The organism is Streptomyces sp. GL_140 (assembly GCF_057834465.1).
Window position 1 is genome coordinate 772139 of record NZ_CM174404.1, and the last position, 18351, is coordinate 790489.

An 18351-nucleotide genomic window follows, 5' to 3' on the forward strand; every position below is an offset into this window, starting at 1 on the left:
GTCCGTCCTCGGCTCGCCGTCCGTTCCCGGCTCGCCGTCTGTTCTCTGCTCGGTGCTCAACGGTCCTCCTCGCGGGTGAGTTCGGCGACGCGGTGGCAGGCGACCTCGGCCGGTCCGTGCCGTTCGAGCTCCGGCGCGGACCGGTCGCAGAGCCCTGGTTCGGCGAACCGGCAGCGGGGTGCGAAGGCGCAGCCGGGCGCGGATTCCAGGAGCCCCATCGGGGCGCCGGGTATGGGGGTGAGGCGGGCCAGGGGGCCGGCGAGCGGCGGGGAGGATCCGAGCAGGCCCGCGGTGTAGGGGTGCCGGGGGGAACCGAAGAGCTCCGCCACCGGCGCGGTCTCCACGATCCGGCCCGCGTACATGACGTAGATCCGGTCGCTGACGGAGGCCGCGAGCTCGATGTCGTGGGTGATGAGGAGGAGCCCGAGGCCGCGTTCGCGTTGCAGGCGTCCCAGGATGGCCAGGATCTCGGCCTGGGTGCTGACGTCGAGCGCTGTGGTCGGCTCGTCGCAGAGCAGCAGCCGGGGTTCCGCGGTCAGGGCCGCGGCGATCACGACGCGCTGGAGCATGCCGCCGGAGAGCTCGTGCGGGAACTGGTTCAGGTGCCGGACGGGATCGGGCAGGCCGACGGCGCCGAGCAGTTCGGCGGCCCTGACGTCGGCCCGTGACCTGGACCAGCCGTGGACCTGGCGCAGCGGCTCCGTGAGGAAGTCCCCCACCCGGCGCACGGGGTTGATGGCCGCCCGGGGGTCCTGGTAGATCATCGCGGCCTTGTTCGTGCGCACCTCGCGCAGGCTCGCGGGGTCGGCGCCGACCAGGTCGGTCCCGTCGACGCGCACCCGGCCGCCGATCCCGGCGCCCTGCGGGAAGAGGCCTAGGGCGGCGCGGGCGGTGACGGACTTGCCCGAACCGGATTCGCCGACGAGGGCGACGACCTCCCCGGCGGCGACGGTGAGGGTGATCCCGTCGAGGACGGGGCGGGCCATCGCCGGGAGGGTGACGCGCAGGGCGTCGTATTCGAGCAGTGTCATCAGGAGTCCCTCCCCGCGAGCCGGTCGCCGAGGTCTTCCCCGACGACGTTGAAGGCGACGACGACCAGCACGACCGCCACGGCCGGCGCGATTGCGGACAGCGGCTGCCCCTGCAGGACGGCCGCCTGGCCCTGGTTGATCATGGCGCCCCAGTCGGGTGTGGGCGGCTGCACGCCGAGTCCGAGGAAGGACAGGGCGGCGAGGTCGAGCAGCGCGTAGCCGAAGTTCACCGTCGACTGGGCGAGCAGCGTCGGGGCGATATTGGGCAGCAGCCTGCGGACCGTCACGTACAGGGCCGAGTGGCCCTGCACCTGGTAGGCGGCGATGTAGGGCCGGGACTTCTCCTGGACGGCCAGGCCCCGGACGAGGCGCGCCGTGTACGGCATGTAGGCGATCGCCATGGCGATCACCGGCGCGGTCATCCCCTTGCCGAACAGGGCCACCGCGAGGATCGCGAGGAGCAGCGCCGGGAAGGCGAACAGGACGTCGAGGACCCGGCCGACGGCGGTGTCGATCCATCCGCCGCGCCAGGCGGTGAACAGGCCCACGGCGACGCCGAGGAGGGTGGAGAACAGTACGACGGCGAGCGGGCCCGCCAGGCTGGTCCGGGTGGCGACGAGGAGCGCCGAGAGGGTGTCGTGGCCGCCCTGGTCGGTGCCCAGCCAGTGTTCGCCGCTCGGCCCGAGCAGGGTGTCGCCGAGGTGCCCGAAGGTCGGGTCCTCCGGGGCGATCCAGGGTCCCAGGAGCGCGATGAGTACGAACAGGACGAGGAGCAGCAGGCAGGTCCGCTGGAGCCGACTGCCGCCCAGACGCCTCAGGCGGGCGAGCGGTCGGCGCCGGGTGCGCGGGGAGCGGGCCCGGGTGCCCGCTTCGGGGAGTGTGCTCATCGGGCGCTCCCCGCCGCCGCCATGCGCGGGTCGATCAGCGGGTGGACGAGGTCCACGAGGGCGTTGACGACGACGAACGCGGCGACCACCATCAGCACGATGGCCTGGACGACCTGGAAGTCGAGCTGGTCCACGGACTGCACGAGCAGGGAGCCCACGCCGGACATCCCGAAGGCGGTCTCCACGATCGCGGTGCTGACGAGCATGCCCGAGACCAGGAGCGCGGAGACGGTGACGATCGGTCCGAGGGCGTTGCGCAGGACGTGGCGCCGGATGACGGTGCGGCGCGGGGTCCCGCGGCTGAGCGCGACCTCCACGTGGTCGCGGCGCAGCTCGTCGAGCATGGCCGAGCGGGTCACGCGGGTCACCAGTGCGGTGAAGGTCACGGACAGGGCGACGGCGGGCAGGATCACGTGGTGCAGCCTGTCCATGACGCCTTCGCCGTTGCCGATGGTCGGGAACCAGCCCAGTTGCACTCCGAACACCGATCTGAGGAGCAGGGCGGCCACGAAGGCGGGAGCCGCCGCGCCCACCGTCACGAGCAGCATGAGGGAACGGTCGATGCGGCTGCCGCGGCGCAGCGCGCCGACGATGCCGGAGCCGATGCCGAACACCGCGATCATCAGGCCCGACATTCCGATGAGGAGCATGGACGAGGGCAGGCGGGACCAGACGACCGCGCTGACGTCCTGGTGGAAGAGGTAGGAGCGGCCGAAGTCGCCGTGCAGCACCCCGCCGAGCCAGTTCCAGTACCGGACCAGGAACGGCTCGTCGAAGCCGTACTGGCTGCGGAGCGCGGCGAGGTCCTCGGGGCTGGGGCTGCGCCCCTTGATCAGGAAGCTGGCCGGGTCGCCGGGCGCCAGGAACAGGGAGGAGAAGACGAGGAAGGAGGTGACGAGCAGGGTCGCCGCCATGCCGGCGAGGCGGCGCAGCACCCGTCCGGCCCGGGCCACCGCGGCCGTCATCCCTTGGCTCCGATCTCGGCCGCCCACGGGTAGTAGAGGTAGGCAATGGACGGCTGGACACCGGTGATCTTCTTGCCGAGGAAGACGCTGACGGGCTGGGTGTAGAGGGGCAGCCAGGGCAGTTCGCGCGAGGCGATCTTCTGGGCCTCGGCGTTGGCGGCCGCGTGTTCGGCGGGGTCGTAGGCTCCGACGGCCCGGTCGACGGCCGCGTCGAAGGCGGGGTCGGACCAGTTGCCGTAGTTGCTGAACGCGCCGGTCTCCAGCGAGGCGAACATGTCCAGCGGGTCGGTGATGGAGGTGTACCAGAAGGTGAGGAAGAGGTCGATGCCCTCGCGCGCCGCCGGGTCGGTGAAGAGGGTCGTGTACTTCTCCGCGGAGAGGGAGTTGATCTCCGGCTTCAGTCCGATGGCCGTGGCCGCCTGGGCGACGGCCTGGGTGATGATGGTCGTCTGGGAGTCCAGCGGACTGGTGGCGATCACGATCTTCTGGCCGTTGACGCCGGCCTCGGCGGCGAGCGCCTTGGCCTTCGCCGGGTCGTAGGGGTACTTCGGCAGGTCCTTCTGGAGCGCTTCGCGGGTCCCGGGGGGCGCGTCGGCCCAGAGGCTGTCGGTGACGAGCGAGTCGGAGACGTCGCCGACCCCGCCGGCCCCGGCCTTGACGATGCCCTTGCGGTCGACGGCCATGAGCAGGGCCTGGCGGACGCGGGGGTCGCCGAGGGGGCCCTTGAGGTTGCTGACCACCTCGTCGGCGACGGTGGTGTTGCGGCCGAAGTAGAGCTTCCCGGCCTCGGTGGAGCCCAGTCGGGCGTAGGCGTTCGGCGGGACCATCCAGCCTCCGTCGACCTCACCGCTCTGGAAGGCGTTGACGCGGGTCGTGGCGTCGGCGAGGAAGACGAACTTCACCTCGCCGGACTTGGCCTTCAGCTCCTGGTTCCAGTACCCGTCGAACCGCTTGAGGGTGAGCGACTGGCCCGAGGTCCAGGACCCGAAGGAGAAGGGGCCGGTGCAGTTCACGCCGGTCTGCGGATTGCCGTAGTCCTTGCCGGACTTGGCGAGGGTGGCGGCGGATTCCACGGTGCCGGGGCTCGCGGCCAGGTACTTGTTGAAGGTGGAGTCCGGCTTGTTGAGCGTGACGGTGACTTCCATCGGACCGGTCTTGTCGATGGACTTCACGTTCTTGTACTGGTTCGCCCAGACGCTGGCCGTCTCGGGGTCGAGGTTGCGGCGCAGCGAGGCGACGGCGTCGTCGGCGGTGAGCGCCGTGCCGTCGTGGAACTTCACGCCGGGGCGGATCTGGTAGACCCAGGTGGTGGGCGTGGGGTTGGCGTACGAGGCCGCGAGGCCCGGCGAGGTCGTCAGGTCGGGGTTCCAGCGCAGCAGGCTCTCGCAGACGTTGGCGAGGATCTGGTTGGGCGGGAAGTCGAACGAGTAGGCGTAGTCGATGGTGGTCGGCTCCGCGTAGACGGACCAGGTGAAGGAGTCCAGGTTTCCGGCGGCGGCGGGCGTCCTGTCCGTGAGCCGGTAGGAGGCGGCCTGGTCCTTGGCCGGGTTCGCGGTGCCGCTGCACGCGCTCGTGACGAGCACGGCGGCCGCGGCGAGGGCGGCGGCCACGGCGTGGCGGGCGCGGCTTCGGCCGCTGCGGTGCAGCGGGGATCCCGATCGGGGTGATGACATCGTCTGGCTCCCTGAGGGATGAGCTCGGTGGGGTGGGTGACGCGCGGCCGGTGGCGGCCCGGCCGGCGAAGGCTCGGCTGGCGAAGGCTCGGCTGGTGACTGCCCGGCCGGGAATGCTCGGCCGGGCGCGGCTCAGTCGGTGGCGGCTCAGTCGGTGGCGGCGGAGAAGACCAGTTCGCCGTCGATGTAGGTGCGGAGCACGCGGGTGTCGGCGATCTCCCTCGGGGGGTGGGCGAAGGGATCCCGGTCGAGGACCACGAGGTCCGCGTACTTGCCCTCCTCGACGGTGCCGGTGACCTCGTCGAGGTGGTTCACCCACGCGCTGCCCGCGGTGTAGGCGGTGAGCGCCTGGGAGAGGGTCAGGGCCTGCTCCGGGAAGAAGGGCGGCATCGGTTCGAACGTCTCCGGCGAGTTGGGGGCCTCGTCGGGTACGGAGCGGTTGACGGCGACGTGGATGCCCCACAGCGGGTTGGGGCTGCTGACCGACCAGTCGCTGCCCGCGACCAGGCGGGCTCCGGCGCGCTGGAGGTCGCCGAACGGGTACTGGAGCCGGGCCCGTTCCGGTCCGAGGAAGGGGATCGTGAGCTCGTCCATCTGCGGTTCGTGGGCGGCCCACAGCGCCTGGATGTTGGCGGCCGCGTCCAGGCTCGCGAAGCGGGCGATGTCCTCGGGGTGGACGAGCTGCAGGTGTGCGAGGTGGTGGCGGTTGTCGTTGGCGCCGTTGGCCTCGCGGGCTTCGGCGAGCGCGTCGAGCACCTCGCGCACGGCCCGGTCCCCGAGTGCGTGGAAGTGGATCTGGAAGCCCGAGGCGTCGAGCCGGGCGACCGCCGCGGTGAGCACCTCGGGGGCGATGAAGCTGAGCCCCGAGTTGGCGGTGGCGCAGCCGCACCCGTCGAGGTAGGGCTCCAGCATGCCCGCCGTGAAGTTCTCGGCGATGCCGTCCTGCATGATCTTCACGCTGGTGGCGTTGAAGCGGCCCACCTGCCCGGTGCGGCGGCGCTCCTCGATGTCGGGTATCTGCTCCAGGCCGCGCTCGCGGTCCCACCACAGGGCGCCGACGACCCGTGCGCGCAGGGAGCCCTCGCGGGCGGCCCGCAGGTAGACGTGGTAATTGTCGGGATTGCCGGGGAAGGCCCCGATCATGGCGTCCTGCCAGCTGGTCACGCCGAGGGAGAGCAGGTGCTCCTGCGCGGCGAGCAGGCCGGCGTGCGCCTCGTCGGGCGTCGCGATGGGCACGTGGTGCGCGACCAGCTCGACGGCACCCTCCTGGAGGGTGCCGGCCGGGCTTCCGTCGGCCTCGCGCTCGATCCGGCCGTCGGCCGGGTCGGGGGTGGCGGCGTCGACTCCGGCGATCTCCAGCGCCCGGGTGTTGACCCAGGCTCCGTGGCCGTCCCGGTTGGTGAGCAGGACGGGCCGGTCCGGGACCACCGCGTCGAGCATGGCGCGGGTCGGCGTACCCCCGGGGAAGACGTCCATCGACCAGCCGCCGCCGCGGATCCAGGTCGCGTCGGGGTGGGCCCCGGCGAACTCGGCGACCACCTTGAGGTAGCCCTCGATGGTGCGCTCGCCGCTCAGGTCGCAGCCGAGCATCTGTACTCCGGCCACCGCGGGGTGGACGTGGGCGTCCTGGAATCCCGGGATGAGCAGTCCGCCCGCGAGGTCGACGACCTCGGTGTCCGTGTCCGCGAGGGAGCGCACGGTGGCCGCGTCGGCGACGGCGATGATCCGGCCGCCTCCGACGGCGACGGCGGCGTCGATCGGGGTGGCCGATGTCCCGGTGAAGACCCGCCCTCCTACGAAGACGGTGTCGGCACGCTGCCTGGTCTTGCCCATCGACGCATCCTCCGGCTCGGCGGGACATACCCGCACGGCTTGTTCGTTGAGGAGGAGTGAACGGGAGCGCAACAATGTTGTCAACGGTGTTGCGCTCCCTCTGTTCCAAATCGATACACTGGCCGCACCATGCCGAAGTCATCCGAGACACCCGCCCGGTCCAAGCGCGCGGGCAGCCAGCTCACACCCGACGCGATCATCGAAGCGAGCCTGCGCATCGCGGCCCGCGGCAGCGAGGACGCCTTCACCGTCCGGCGCCTCGGCGAGGAGCTCGGCGCCGACCCGACCGCGATCTACCGGCACTTCCGCGACAAGGACGAGCTCCTGCTCTCCGTCGCCGACCGCACGCTCGGCGAGGTGCTCGACAGCATCCCCGCCGGGCTCGACTGGAAGGACCGGCTGCGGGCGCTCGCCGACGGCTCCCTCGAAGTCGCCCTCAGGTACCCGGTGGTCGGCTCGACCATGGCCAGCCGGACCACCCGCAGACCCAACGAGTTCCGCGTCGTCGAGCTGATCCTCGGCGCGGTCACCGAGGCCGGGCTCGAAGGGGCCGAGGCGGCCGTCCACTACCGGATGGTCGGCGACTCCCTCCTCGCCTACGTCGGCCAGCGCGCCGCCTACCTGCTGTTCGACCCGGACATCCGGGCCGCCGACGAGTCCTCCTGGAACCGGGAGTACCGACTGGTCGACCCCGAGGGATTCCCCAACATCACGCGGCTGAGCACCCAGTTGGCCGAGGTGACGGACGAGGAGATCTTCCGGACCCGGGTCGAGGCGCTGATCACCGCGATCGAGACCCGGGTCGAGGCACTGCGCGGCGCGTAGGCCCTCTTCCAAGCCCAACTCCCCGCACCCGCACGCCCCTTCCGACCGAACCGTCACCCGTACGCCATCCGCACCGCTGCCCGTACCCCTGCCCGTACCCTTGCGCGCGGAAAGTGGCGCAACGTCGTTGACAACGGCGTTGCGCCACCGGTTCACTCCCCCTCAGTCCGAGTCCATGCCGTCTCCGCAGGATTCCGAGAAGAGGGATCTCATGCACCACGTGCACCAGTCGGCCAACCGCGCCGGCATACCCGACCCGCTGCGCCTCGCCTTCTCCCTGTACGCCGAAGCCCGCCGCCGGGGCATGCCCGTCGCCGAAGTCGTCGGCGAGCACACCGAGGCCACCGAGAACGCCCGGCGCGCACGTCGCGCAGCCGGACAGGACTCCCCCGCCCGCATGCCGAGCCGCCGCCGGGTGCTCGGCGCGGCCGGCGCGACGGCCCTCGCCGCGGCGCTGCCCGGCGGCCTGCTCTCCCCGCGCAGCGCTTCGGCCGCCACCGGCCCCGCGGCCCCGCGCGTGGTGATCGTCGGCGCGGGGCTCGCGGGGCTGCGCTGCGCGCACCGCCTGTGGAACCGGGGCAACCCGCTCACCACGACGGTCTACGAGGCCGACACCACCCACATCGGCGGCCGGTGCTGGTCCCTGCGCGGCTTCTTCGCCGGCGGCGCGGTCCACGAGCACGGCGGTTCCTTCATCAGCTCCACCGACTCCGCCGTCCTCGGGCTCGCCCACGACCTGGGCCTGCAGAGGGAGTTCGCGAACGGCGGCGCCCTGAACGCCGGCGACTACGCCGCCCGGATCAACGGCGGCTCCTACCCCGGGTCCGACCAGCAGGACGACTGGATCGCGGCGGCCTACGACGCGTTCAGCGCCTCCTACGCCGCGGCCGGCACCGCGCGCTACGACAACTACACCCCGGAGGCGTACCGGCTGGACCACCTCTCCTGCCTGGACTACCTCGACGAGATCGGGCTGGCCCCGGGCTCGCAGCTCGGCCAGCTCATCCGGTCCCTGCAGCTCCAGTCGGGCGGGGAACCCGCCGAGGCCTCGGCTCTCGGCATGATCGGCTTCCTCGGGGGCTCGTCCGTCTTCGCGGGCGGCGGCTTCGACGAGAAGTACCACCTCGTCGGCGGCAACGACCAGCTGGTCAGCGGGATGGCGGCGCAGCTGCCGGCCGGGACGGTCCGCCAGGGCCACCAGCTCGTCGCCCTGCGCCGCAACGGGGACGGCTCGTACACCTGCACCTTCGACCGCGGCGGCAGCACGGTCACGGCGGCGGCCGACCACGTGGTGCTGGCCCTGCCCTTCAGCACGCTGCGCGACGTGGACCTCTCCGGGGCGGGCCTGTCGACCCGCAAGCTGACCGCCATCCGGCAGCAGGGCATGGGCCAGAACGCGAAGCTCGTCACCGAGCTCTCGGCCAAGACCTGGCCGCGCCTCGGCTTCAACGGGATCAGCAACACCGGCCCGCTCGGCTACCAGACGGCCTGGGACGGCTCGGTGGCGCTCGGCCCCCACGGCTCACCCGCGCTCATGGTCGGCTTCCCCGGCGGGAACACCGCGCGCGACACGCTGACCGGCGCCGCGCACGGCCCGGCGCCGGCCGCGGACGTCGACTGGTTCCTCTCCCAGGTCGAGAACGTGTACCCGGGCACCAGGGCCGCGTTCACCGGCAGGGCGTACGAGGACCACTGGTCGCTCGCCCCTTGGCAGCGGGGCGCCTATCAGTACTACAAGGTGGGCCAGTACACCTCGATGGCCGGCTGCGAGGCGCTCCAGGAGGGCCGGATCCACTTCGCGGGCGAGCACACCGACCCGGAGGACTCCACCCTGAACGCGGCGGTCGCCTCCGGCGAACGCGTCGCGGCGGAGATCGCCTGCCAGGTCTGACCCCCGGCCCGGGACCCTGCCGCTCTCGGCTCAGAAGGCCGAGTGGGCGAACCAGTGGTCGAGCAGGTCCGGGTCGCCCAGCAGCTCGAAGGTTTCGCTCCGGCGGTCCAGACGGCCGTAGAGGAGCAACAGGAGATCCGCGGCCGACCCCCGGACCGTGGCGTCCGCCGCGCGGGGCTCGGACCGGTCGGCCACCAGGCCGAACCCGTCGGGGCGCAGGCCGACCAGCCAGTCGCCGCGACCGCCGTCGGCGTCGCCGCCGTCCGTGCAGCTGAAGCGAACGGTCCGGTCCGCGGCGCGCAGTTGGGCGGTCAGCGGCGCGAAGGGGGCGGCGAAGGGCAGGTTGGTGAGGAACTCGTCGATGCCGTCGACCGCCAGTACGCGGTCGACGTGCGTCGGGAGCCCGAGTGCGAGCTGGGCGTCGACCCGGTGCACGAGGGTCTCGAAGAGCATGCGCCGAACCCAGAACCGGGCGTGCTGATCGACTCCCCAGGCCCACATCGGCGCGTCCAGGTCGGTGGCGGCGAACACCTCGGCAGCCTCCCCTGCGCTCATGACCAGCCAGCCGGGGAGGGCGTCGGGGTGCTCGGGCAGGCGCAGGTCCACCTCACGGCTGGTCGGCGGCTGCTGGACGCGCCGGCGGAGCAGTTCGCTGAACCAGCGGTGGACGCTGCCGACGTGCCGCGTGAGGTCCGCCAGGGTCCAGCCGGGGCAGGTGGGCACCGGGGTGGAGAGGTCGGCCGCCTCGACCGCGGCGACGAATCCGGCGGCCTCGGCCGCGACGGCCGCTCCGTGCTGGGCGGGGTTCATGTCTGCGCCCTTCCTCGTGATGGTGCTGCACCGGGAGCCGAAGATGCTTGACGATCTGGATGATTCATGTCTTCAAGTAATGCACCGCGAAGGTAATTCGCGAGCGTCGGGGATGTCAACTTCCGCCCGCCTCCGCACCCGCACGGACCACGTACCCAGGCGGGCTGAGTACGTCGACTCATGCCGGGCCGGGCGCCGGCCGGGACCCTGGTGACACGCAGTTCGCGCACACCGGAGGTTCCATGATCAGCCACGTCGCCGCAGCCCTGGCCCCGCTGTTCGGGCGGATGACCGTCACCGCGGACACCTCGGGCCCGGTCGCGGAAGGGACCATCCTGGTCGCCAATCACACGAGCCTGTTCGACCCGGTCCTCGTGGTCGCCGCACTGCGCCGCCTCGGCGTGGAGCCGGTGGTCATGGCGGCGGCCGGACTGTGGCGCGTCCCGGTGCTCGGAGGCGCGCTCGCCCGCGAGGGGCACATCCCGGTCCACCGGCGTACGGCCCGCGCGGCGAATTCGCTCGACGAGGCCGCCGAGGCCCTGGCGGCGGGCAGGTGCGTACTGATGTACGGGGAGGGCGGGATCCCGGCCCGCCTCGACTCCGGGGAGGCCGCGCCCCTGCCCTTCCGCAGCGGCCTGGCCCGCCTCGCCCGGACCACGGGCGCACCCGTCCGCCCGGTCGGCCAGGCGGGCGCCCGCCGGGTGAGCTCCGGGCGGACGGCCAAGCAGATCGCCGGAGTCCTCACGGCCCCGGCGCGCAGGCCTCGCCTGCACGTCCACGTCGGCGCACCCCTGCTCCTGCCGGAGAGCCTCCCGGACGCGACGGCCACGGCCCACGGCGCTGTGACCGCGGCCTGGCGGACCGCGGTGACCCGCCTGGCAGCATGACCCCACACCCCCGGCACCTCGGAACCCCAACAACCGTCACCCACAACCCTGTTCGGCGCGACCGGCCGGGCCGTCGCGGCCCCAAACGTCGCCCCCGTGTGACACAGCCCTCCCGGCTCCCGCGCCGGACCGGCTTGTCATACCGCGAGCACACGCCGGACACTTACTCACGTACCGTAGCGACCGACATCCCACGCGTGATGATCACGCCGGGGTGCGAGGGGCTGATATCCACCCATGACGACTCGATCAACACCGGCGACCCGCCCCGGCGAGTCCTCCGGACGGCTCTCCCGGGACCACCGGGCCGTGGCTCAGGACGTGGCGCGGCGCGTGGTCATCGACCTCGCACCGCGCGAGGCACGGCACTTCGAGCAGCGGGCACGGGCGCACTTCCGCCCGTGCCTGCCCTGGAGCGGCCGCCGCACGACACGGTTCGACCTGCTGGGGCTCCCCTCGGAGCTGCTGACGCCGACAGCCCTGGCGGTGGCCACGGCACTGCTGGGCGCGGTCTCCACGGAACTGGTCGGCACCCTGACCCAACGGACCAGGAGCCGGCTGCGCCGACGCGGGCCGCACCGGGCGGAGACCGCCTCGGCGGTCGCGCCGGTGGTCGCGTCGCCCCAAGCGCCGCCGACGGCCGCCGTGCCCGAGCCCACGGCCGCGGATCTGGTGCGCTGGCACGCCAGTGCGCTGGAGGCCGCCCGCCGGTGCGGGGTCCCCGAGGAGCTCGCCCGCCGCATCGCCGACGCCGCGCTGGCGCACTTCGTCCAGTCCCTGGCCGCGAGGGCCGTTCCCGCGGCCGCCGAGGACCCCGCCCGGGAGGCCCTCCCGGCGGACTCCTCGGACCCGAGCGCGCCGAGCGCGCCGAGCGCGCCGAGCGCGCCGAGCCCGCTGGCCCCACCCGGCCCGCCCAGCCCGCCCGTTGACGACGGGCCGCCGTCCGCCGACGGCTGACGACCGCCGTGTTCCTGCGGGCCCTGCTGTTCTGGTTCGCCCTGACCGTCGCGGCCGGGGCGATCGCCTTCCCCACGACGCCCGAGAGTCAGGCGCGGGCCGCCGACAGCCACCGGATCTGTTCCGCGGAGGTCGAGTCCGGCTATCTCCGCACGCTCCCCCGCACCCCCGAGGAGGAACGGAGTGCGGCCGCGATCCCCTTCTGGCACAGGACCGTTCTCCCGGACCTCTACCGCCCCGAGGTCCTCGAAGCCGTCGCGCGGAAGTGCGGAGTACGCCCCGTCGACCGTCCCGAGCAGCGGGCGGGCCCGGCCGTGGGCGTGCTGGTCGGCGGCGGGTTCCTCCTCTACTGGCTGCTCCCCTACCTGACCATCCTCCGGTACGGCCTCAGGCCCGAGCATCCGCGGGCGGCCGGCGCCGTCGACGCGGACGGTACGCCCCTGCCCTGCCTCGACTCCGCCGTGCGACGGCTGGCGGCCGATGTGGGGGTCGCCGTGCACGCGGTGCTGTTCAACGCGGTGGACACCACGGCCAATGCCGTCGCCTTCGGGCACGCGGGCCGGCGGTACGTCGAGCTGGCGAGCGGCATGGAGGTCCTGCTCGAGAAGGACCCGGCGGCCTTCGACGCCATCGTGCTCCACGAGCTCGGTCACATCCGCAACCGCGACCTCGACGTCACCCAGGGGATCACGGCACTGTGGTGGGCGTTCGTCGCGCTGGTCGCCGCCGCCTTCGGCCTCTCCCTCACGGGGTTCGCGGCCGACGGCGCGGGCCTGCGCGCCCTGTGCCTGCAGCTCGCGCTGCTCACCTATGTCGTCTACGCGGCCCGCAACAGCTATCTGCACTCACGCGAGTTGCACGCCGACGCGTTCGCGGCGACCCATCCGGCGGGGGGCTCCAGCGGCGCGGGCGACAGCGAAACCGGCACCGACACCGGCGGGGGCGAGGAGATCCGGCAGGCGTTGGACCGGTTCCTCGTCCGGCTGGCCGAGGAGCGCCCCGGCAAGGGCGGCGATACGTCCGCGTGGCCCTTCGCCACGCACCCCTCCCTCGCCCGACGGCGGGCGGCGCTGGCCCGTCCCGCGCTGGTCGACGAGTTCACGGGATGGGAGGCGGCCCTGATCGGCTGCATCCTCGCCTTCGCCGTGAACCTCGTACTGGGGCACAGCTTCGAGCTCACGTTGTTCGGGCTCAGGACCGGCATCCTCCAGCTGGCCGATCTGAACACGCTCCGGCCGGTGTACGTCTGGGCCACCCTGCCGCTGCTCCTGGTCGCGGGACCCGTCATCGGCCTGGGTCTGCGGTACTCGGTCCTCGCGTGGCGCGGCCTCCACTACGGCGGTCTCCGTCTGACGGCCCGCCTGGCCGGCCTGTCGGCCTGTCTCTGCGCCGGGCTGTGCTTGGGCTGCCTGATCCATCCCGGGCCGATCACCGATCGGAACCTCACGGACGGGCAGCTCGTCATGCTGTGGCAAGCGCTCACCGGTTCGGCCGTCCTCGGCCTGGCCCTGACCTCCGCCGTGTCCCTCGGGCTCTGCGCCCTCCTGGTCCTCGGCGCCGAAGCGGCGGCGCTGCGCAGCCGGTCCGCCCTGCTCCTCACCGGCGTCTACGGGGCGCTCGTACCCCTCGCCTGGTTCCCCACCGCGCTTCCGGCGGCCACCGCGCCGTACCGCTACGCGGTGGTCCTCGGCCTTCCGCTCCTCGGCGCCGCCCGCCTGCTCCGCTCCCGGCATCCCCGGTCCGCCGGTCTCCGTCAGCCTCGGGTGCGCGCCGGCCACGGCCTCGGCGCGGTGACGGCCGCGTCGTCCCCCATGCGCACCCCGCTCCTCTTCCTGTGCCACCTCACGACGCTCGGGGTGACGCTCTGGGCCCTCTTCGTCGTGGGCCGGCTGCTCACCTTCTCCACGTCCCCCACGCCACTGACCCTGGCCGGGTCGCTGGGGCTGGTGCTGTTCGTCCTCGGCATCGCGGGCGCCGCCCTCGCGCCGCACGACGCCGTGCACCGGCAGCGCATGCACGCCGCGATGTGCTGTCTCGTCGGCGCCGCGGCTCTCACGGCGGTGGCGGGCCTCGTGGGCGGCACGATCCCGCCCGGCCTGTCCTTGGCCCTACTGGCCCCCACCGGCGGCGTGCTCGTGTCCTCCCGGGTCACGGCGGCCGCACTCTACGACCTGCGGCAGGGCAGGGTCGGCTCCTAGCCGTTTCCAGGGCCGCTTCTAGCGGCGACGTGCGCAGGTCCAGGCGCCCATGCCCTGGATCTCGGCAAGTCTGTTCGCCGTGGCGATCTGCTCCGCCTTCGTGGCGAGGTCGGCGCGCGGCGCGTACTTGCGGCCTCCTGCCGCCTTCCAGCTCGACTGCGTGAACTGGAGTCCGCCGTAATGACCGTTACCGGTGTTCGCCCGCCAGTTTCCGCCGGATTCACACCGTGCGATGGCATCCCAGTCGCGGCCGGGTTTGGAGTGGACCGCAGCGGCGGAGGCCCCGGAGGCGTCCAGTAGGGACACCACCAACAACACTGCCGTTGCCAGTAGTTGACCTATCACGTTCCGGCTTCGCCGGACTGTCCGGTGGTACGACATCAGTCCTCCTTCGCTGTTGGAGCGGACCTGCCGCGAACAGCGGGCGGGCCCGCGTACGGCCGTCATCGGGCCGTGGCCACAGCACAGCACGGACCGACCCGATTCCAGCGGCACTTGTGGCAGATGAAGGGGTAACGCCACCCGGACGGACGTGCGACCGCCGCCTGCGGGCCGGGAACACCAAGGCTCCGCGGCCCGACGACGATGCCCACGGGCCAGAACCGGTCGACTCACAAGGCACGCCGGAAATTTGAGAACCGGAAGCACCACGGCCATGGGCCCCGTGAGGCCGTCACCCGCACGGAGCGCGCCGGGCAGGGGAGTTGACCGCCGGGCCGGGAATGGATGAATACGACCAGGTCATCGCCGGTGGACATGGAGCCGCACACCCCTGCCCCCGCCCAGCGAAACGCGGCCCGCGGGCAGGCCCGAGCCCGGCCCCGCGAACCGGACCGGAACCGGGCCGCCAGGCGCATGATTTGCGCCACACCCACCCCGGCGTGGTGGGTAAAGGTTGAACCATGTCCGATTTGCACCGAAGCGAGGTCCTCAGAAATTAGGTTAGCCTCGCCTTATGCAGCTCATACATCTGGCCGCCGCGGCCGGCTACACCACGCCTCCGCTCTGGCGGGTCCTCACCAAGACCGGTTACTTCGTCGGCCTGTCCGCGGCCATCGGTGCCACGGTCACCTACGCGGCATCGGTCCGCCCCGCGCTCCGGGCGCAGGAGAGCCATAGCGGCGACGCCGATGTCATGAGACGAAGAACCGCGGGCTATCTGGCCTGGGCCGGAGTCGTTCTGCTCGTCGCGGGCTACTTCCAGCTCGCCGCCCGACTGGCCAGAGCGGGGAAGGGCATGCCCTTCGGTGACGCCCTCTCGCCGGCGCGGATCGGGGACTTCCTGACCGCTCCGGCGGCCAAGGGCGCCTGGGTCGCCCAGGGAACGATCTACATCGTTCAGAACGTCGTACTGGCCATCGCCGCCGCCACCTTGATCGCGCTCTTCCTTCCCTCCGCGCGCCGGCGCCTCGACACCTTCGCCCTGACCGCCCTGCCCCTGAGTCTCGCCGTGACCCTCATCGGGGCGGTGCCGGCCACCAAGCCGAAGGACTCGGACAAGGTACTGGACCTGATCTTCGGCCAGACGCACATCATCAGCGGTGTGGTCTGGGTCGGCGGCCTGGTGCTCCTCGCCGTCCTCGCCACCTCCCGCGGCCGGCTCGGCGAGGGTGCGGGCCTGCTGTGGGCCGACATCTGGCGCCGCTTCTCCCTCGTGGCCCTCGTCAGCGTCGGCGCCGTACTGACTTCGGGTCTGTGGATGAGCTGGAAGCACGTCGGCTCCATCAGCCAGCTCTGGACGACCGCCTACGGGCTCTTCGTGCTCATCAAGATCCTCCTGGTCCTGGGCATGATGGCGGCCGGAGCCGTCAACCAGTTCTGGCTGATGCCCCGCATCGCCAAGGCCCGCGAGGCGGACGACACCTCTTCCCTCCTGCACCTGACCCTGAGCCACTTCCCCAAGGTGATCTGGGGCGAGGTCGTCCTCGGGATCGCCGTCCTGGTGGTGGTCCCCTTCCTCACCGGCTCCGCCCGTTCCGAGGCCGGCAGTCCCGCGGCCGTCTCCAGCGGCAGCGTCTTCGCCGTGGGCGCGCTGCTCGTCCTCACCCTGGTGGCATCCTTCTGCATCACCGTGAAGACCTCCGACGCCCTCGCCCGGCGCACGGCTCCGGTCTCGGCCTGACCCCTCGGCGGACAACCGGCGCGGCCTCGTCCCCAACGACGGGGCCGCGCCGTCGTATTGGGGCGGCGTGGGGAACGTAGACGGGAAAAGTGAACTCGACTAGCGTTTCGCGCATGGACCCGGAGCGGGCCGCACGGCTCGACAACATCCGTACGCCGCGCGGTCGTTACGCGAAAGGCGTCCGCCGCCGCAACGAGATCCTGGCGGTCGCGCTGGAGGTCTTCGCGATGCTCGGCGAGAAGGGCGCGCTGATCAAGGAGATCGCCGACCGCATGGGCATGTCCCACGCCGGCGTCCTGCGCTACTTCGGCTCCCGCGAGGGCTTGTTGATCTGGGCCCTGGCCGAGCGCGACAGGCTCGCCAAGGAACGCGTCGCCCGGGAGTCCCACGGGGACCCGCTCTCACCGATGGCCGCGACGCTGCGCCGCAGCGGCGACGTGGCCGGTCTGGTGCGCCTGTACGTGAGCATGGCGGCCGCGTCCGGATTCCCCGACCACCCGGCGCGCGACTTCTTCGAGGTCCGCAACGGCGACATCCTCATCGCCCTGCGCGACGGACTCGCCGAACTGCAGCGCGAGGGCCGCATCCGCCCCGACCTCGCCCCCGACGCGATCGCCCGGCTGGCCCTCGCCGCCGCGGACGGCATCCAGCACCAGTGGCTGCTCGACCCCACCGTGGACATGGGGGGCGTCATCGACACCATCGTCGCCCTGTTCGCCCTGGACGTCACCCCGCCTCCCGCCTCCCCGGCCGGCGAGATGAGCGAGCCGCCGCCTTCCTGACCGGACGCACACCGCCGCACCCGGCACGAGACGGCCACGCCCCGCAACCCGTGGCCGGGAACCATCCCGCCCGGGTCAGAGCCTCCCTCCGGCAGCGCCGTCACGGCAGCCGCCCACCCAAAGGAGATCGTCCTTGACGCACGGACCGAGCCACCTCCCCGGCACCGTCCGAACGGTTCCACTCCCCCCGGGCACCGCCCGGCCGGGCCCGCGGAACGGACGCGGCAGGCCTGCGACGGCCTCGGTACGGGCGTCCTTACGGGCCCTCGCCTGCGCGATCGTCATCGCGGTGCCGGCGCTGTCGGGCTGCAGCGCGGCCGGCCACCAAGGGGCGGCAAAGGGACCGGCCGCGGCCACGCCCGTACCCGAGGGCGACGCGTTCTACGACCCGCCCGGTCCGCTGCCCAAGGGCAAACCCGGCGCGGTGATCCGTCAACGTCCCTACACGACACCGGAGTCGACGCTGACGGTGCCGTCGCACACGTTCCTGGTGATGTACCTGAGCACCGGTACCGACGGCAAGCCGGTGGCCGCAAGCGGGCTGGTGAGCGTTCCGGACGGCCCCGCACCCTCCGGGGGGCGGCCCGTCGCCGCGGTGGACCACGGCACCATGGGCATCGGCTCGAAGTGCGGCCCCTCCCGCATGCCCGCCTTCGCCGGGCTGCAGGACACGAGTCCGGTCGGAAAGCTCCTCGCGCTCGGCTACGTCGTCGTGCAGCCCGACTACATCGGCGTGGGGGTGAACGGGGTCAGACACCCGTACCTCAACGGCAAGTCCGCCGCGTACGCCACTCTCGACGCCGTTCGCGCCGCTCGCGCGATCGACGCGGGGGCGGGTGCGACCGCCCTCGTCTACGGCGGTTCGCAGGGCGGGCACGCGGCGCTGTGGAGCGCGCACTACGCCGCCGAGTACGCCCCCGAGATCGACCTCAAGGGCGTGGTCGCCAACGCGCCGGCGGTCGGGTTCGAGTGGATGCCCGCCCTGTTCGCCCAGCAGAGCGAGGTGGCCACTCCCTACGCCGGAATGCTGCTGATGCTCATCGACGGGGCCGCGGCAGCCGACCCGGCGGTCAAGCCCGCCGAACTGCTCACCCCCGAAGGTCTGGCCGCCGCGGACCGCATCTGGACCGAACCCTGCGTCGTCGGCGACACCGTGCTCCCGCCCGCCCCGGACATCATGCGACCCGGCGCCGATCTGGCGCCCCTCAACGCCGCCCTCAAGGCCAGCGCCGCCGAGGGGGCCACCACCAAGGTCCCGGTGCTGCTGCCGCAGGGCGGCAACGACGTGCTGAGCAACCTCAACCGGACGCTCGCCCGGGATCTGTGCGACAAGGGCGTGAACCTGGAGTTCAAGTTCTACGCCGACCAGGGACACACCATCGGCGACGGCCCGCTGGACGACGCGGTCGCCTGGATGGACGCCCGGCGCGCGGGTACGCCGGTCACCGAGAGCTGCACCTTCTGAGCGGCGGCCGATGACGGTGTCCTCG

The 18351-nt window shown here is 72.5% G+C and carries 15 protein-coding genes; 8 read left to right on the plus strand and 7 right to left on the minus strand.

What is annotated here, in order from left to right; genetic code table 11:
• Positions 1–56 precede the first annotated feature (56 nt).
• The 5 genes from AC3IYJ_RS03715 to AC3IYJ_RS03735 all read right to left on the minus strand — a co-directional run bounded on the left by AC3IYJ_RS03715 (position 57) and on the right by AC3IYJ_RS03735 (position 6389).
• Positions 57–1031, minus strand: coding sequence for an ABC transporter ATP-binding protein (locus tag AC3IYJ_RS03715; protein WP_489399903.1), 975 nt, complete (start codon positions 1029–1031; stop codon positions 57–59).
• Complete coding sequence (locus AC3IYJ_RS03720; protein ID WP_489399904.1) at positions 1031–1918, minus strand: ABC transporter permease; 888 nt, start codon at positions 1916–1918, stop codon at positions 1031–1033. The genes AC3IYJ_RS03715 and AC3IYJ_RS03720 overlap by 1 nt, the downstream gene beginning before the upstream one ends.
• Positions 1915–2883: an ABC transporter permease gene (locus AC3IYJ_RS03725; RefSeq protein ID WP_489399905.1), complete on the minus strand. Its 969-nt coding sequence runs from the start codon at positions 2881–2883 to the stop codon at positions 1915–1917. Before AC3IYJ_RS03725 ends, AC3IYJ_RS03720 begins: the two co-directional genes overlap by 4 nt.
• Positions 2880–4556, minus strand: coding sequence for an ABC transporter substrate-binding protein (locus AC3IYJ_RS03730; RefSeq protein WP_489399906.1), 1677 nt, complete (start codon positions 4554–4556; stop codon positions 2880–2882). The genes AC3IYJ_RS03725 and AC3IYJ_RS03730 overlap by 4 nt, the downstream gene beginning before the upstream one ends.
• Before the next feature lie 147 nt (positions 4557–4703).
• The gene (locus AC3IYJ_RS03735) at positions 4704–6389 is read right to left on the minus strand and encodes an amidohydrolase (RefSeq protein WP_489399907.1); all 1686 of its coding nucleotides are present in this window, start codon (positions 6387–6389) and stop codon (positions 4704–4706) included.
• 129 nt (positions 6390–6518) lie between these two features.
• Between AC3IYJ_RS03735 and AC3IYJ_RS03740 the strand changes: the two genes are divergently transcribed.
• Positions 6519–7214, plus strand: coding sequence for a TetR/AcrR family transcriptional regulator (locus tag AC3IYJ_RS03740; RefSeq protein WP_489399908.1), 696 nt, complete (start codon positions 6519–6521; stop codon positions 7212–7214).
• Positions 7215–7425: 211 nt separating this feature from the next.
• A complete protein-coding gene (locus AC3IYJ_RS03745) occupies positions 7426–9105 on the plus strand; it encodes a flavin monoamine oxidase family protein (RefSeq protein WP_489399909.1) in 1680 nt (559 codons plus the stop codon).
• Positions 9106–9135: 30 nt separating this feature from the next.
• On the opposite strand, the gene AC3IYJ_RS03750 is transcribed toward AC3IYJ_RS03745, so the two are convergent.
• Positions 9136–9915, minus strand: a complete 780-nt coding sequence (locus tag AC3IYJ_RS03750; RefSeq protein ID WP_489399910.1) for a maleylpyruvate isomerase family mycothiol-dependent enzyme — start codon at positions 9913–9915, stop codon at positions 9136–9138.
• A gap of 242 nt (positions 9916–10157) precedes the next feature.
• Here AC3IYJ_RS03750 and AC3IYJ_RS03755 point away from each other — a divergent pair, with 242 nt between their 5' ends.
• From AC3IYJ_RS03755 to AC3IYJ_RS03765, 3 genes are all read left to right on the plus strand, one after another.
• Positions 10158–10802 carry a lysophospholipid acyltransferase family protein gene (locus tag AC3IYJ_RS03755; protein WP_489399911.1) on the plus strand — a complete coding sequence of 215 codons (645 nt, stop codon included), beginning with the start codon at positions 10158–10160 and terminating at the stop codon, positions 10800–10802.
• 237 nt (positions 10803–11039) lie between these two features.
• A complete protein-coding gene (locus AC3IYJ_RS03760) occupies positions 11040–11759 on the plus strand; it encodes a hypothetical protein (protein WP_489399912.1) in 720 nt (239 codons plus the stop codon).
• Positions 11760–11767: 8 nt separating this feature from the next.
• Entirely contained in the window at positions 11768–13957 is a 2190-nt protein-coding gene (locus AC3IYJ_RS03765; protein WP_489399913.1) for a M48 family metalloprotease, read from the plus strand.
• Positions 13958–13975: 18 nt separating this feature from the next.
• Here AC3IYJ_RS03765 and AC3IYJ_RS03770 read toward each other — a convergent pair whose 3' ends face one another.
• Positions 13976–14263, minus strand: a complete 288-nt coding sequence (locus AC3IYJ_RS03770) for a transglycosylase family protein (RefSeq protein ID WP_489399914.1) — start codon at positions 14261–14263, stop codon at positions 13976–13978.
• 649 nt (positions 14264–14912) lie between these two features.
• On the opposite strand from AC3IYJ_RS03770, the gene AC3IYJ_RS03775 reads away from it, so the two are divergent.
• The 3 genes from AC3IYJ_RS03775 to AC3IYJ_RS03785 all read left to right on the plus strand — a co-directional run bounded on the left by AC3IYJ_RS03775 (position 14913) and on the right by AC3IYJ_RS03785 (position 18326).
• A complete protein-coding gene (locus tag AC3IYJ_RS03775) occupies positions 14913–16079 on the plus strand; it encodes a copper resistance D family protein (protein ID WP_489399915.1) in 1167 nt (388 codons plus the stop codon).
• 113 nt (positions 16080–16192) lie between these two features.
• A complete protein-coding gene (locus AC3IYJ_RS03780; RefSeq protein WP_489399916.1) occupies positions 16193–16861 on the plus strand; it encodes a TetR/AcrR family transcriptional regulator in 669 nt (222 codons plus the stop codon).
• Positions 16862–16994: 133 nt separating this feature from the next.
• Entirely contained in the window at positions 16995–18326 is a 1332-nt protein-coding gene (locus tag AC3IYJ_RS03785; protein ID WP_489399917.1) for a lipase family protein, read from the plus strand.
• The last annotated feature ends 25 nt before the right edge of the window (positions 18327–18351 follow it).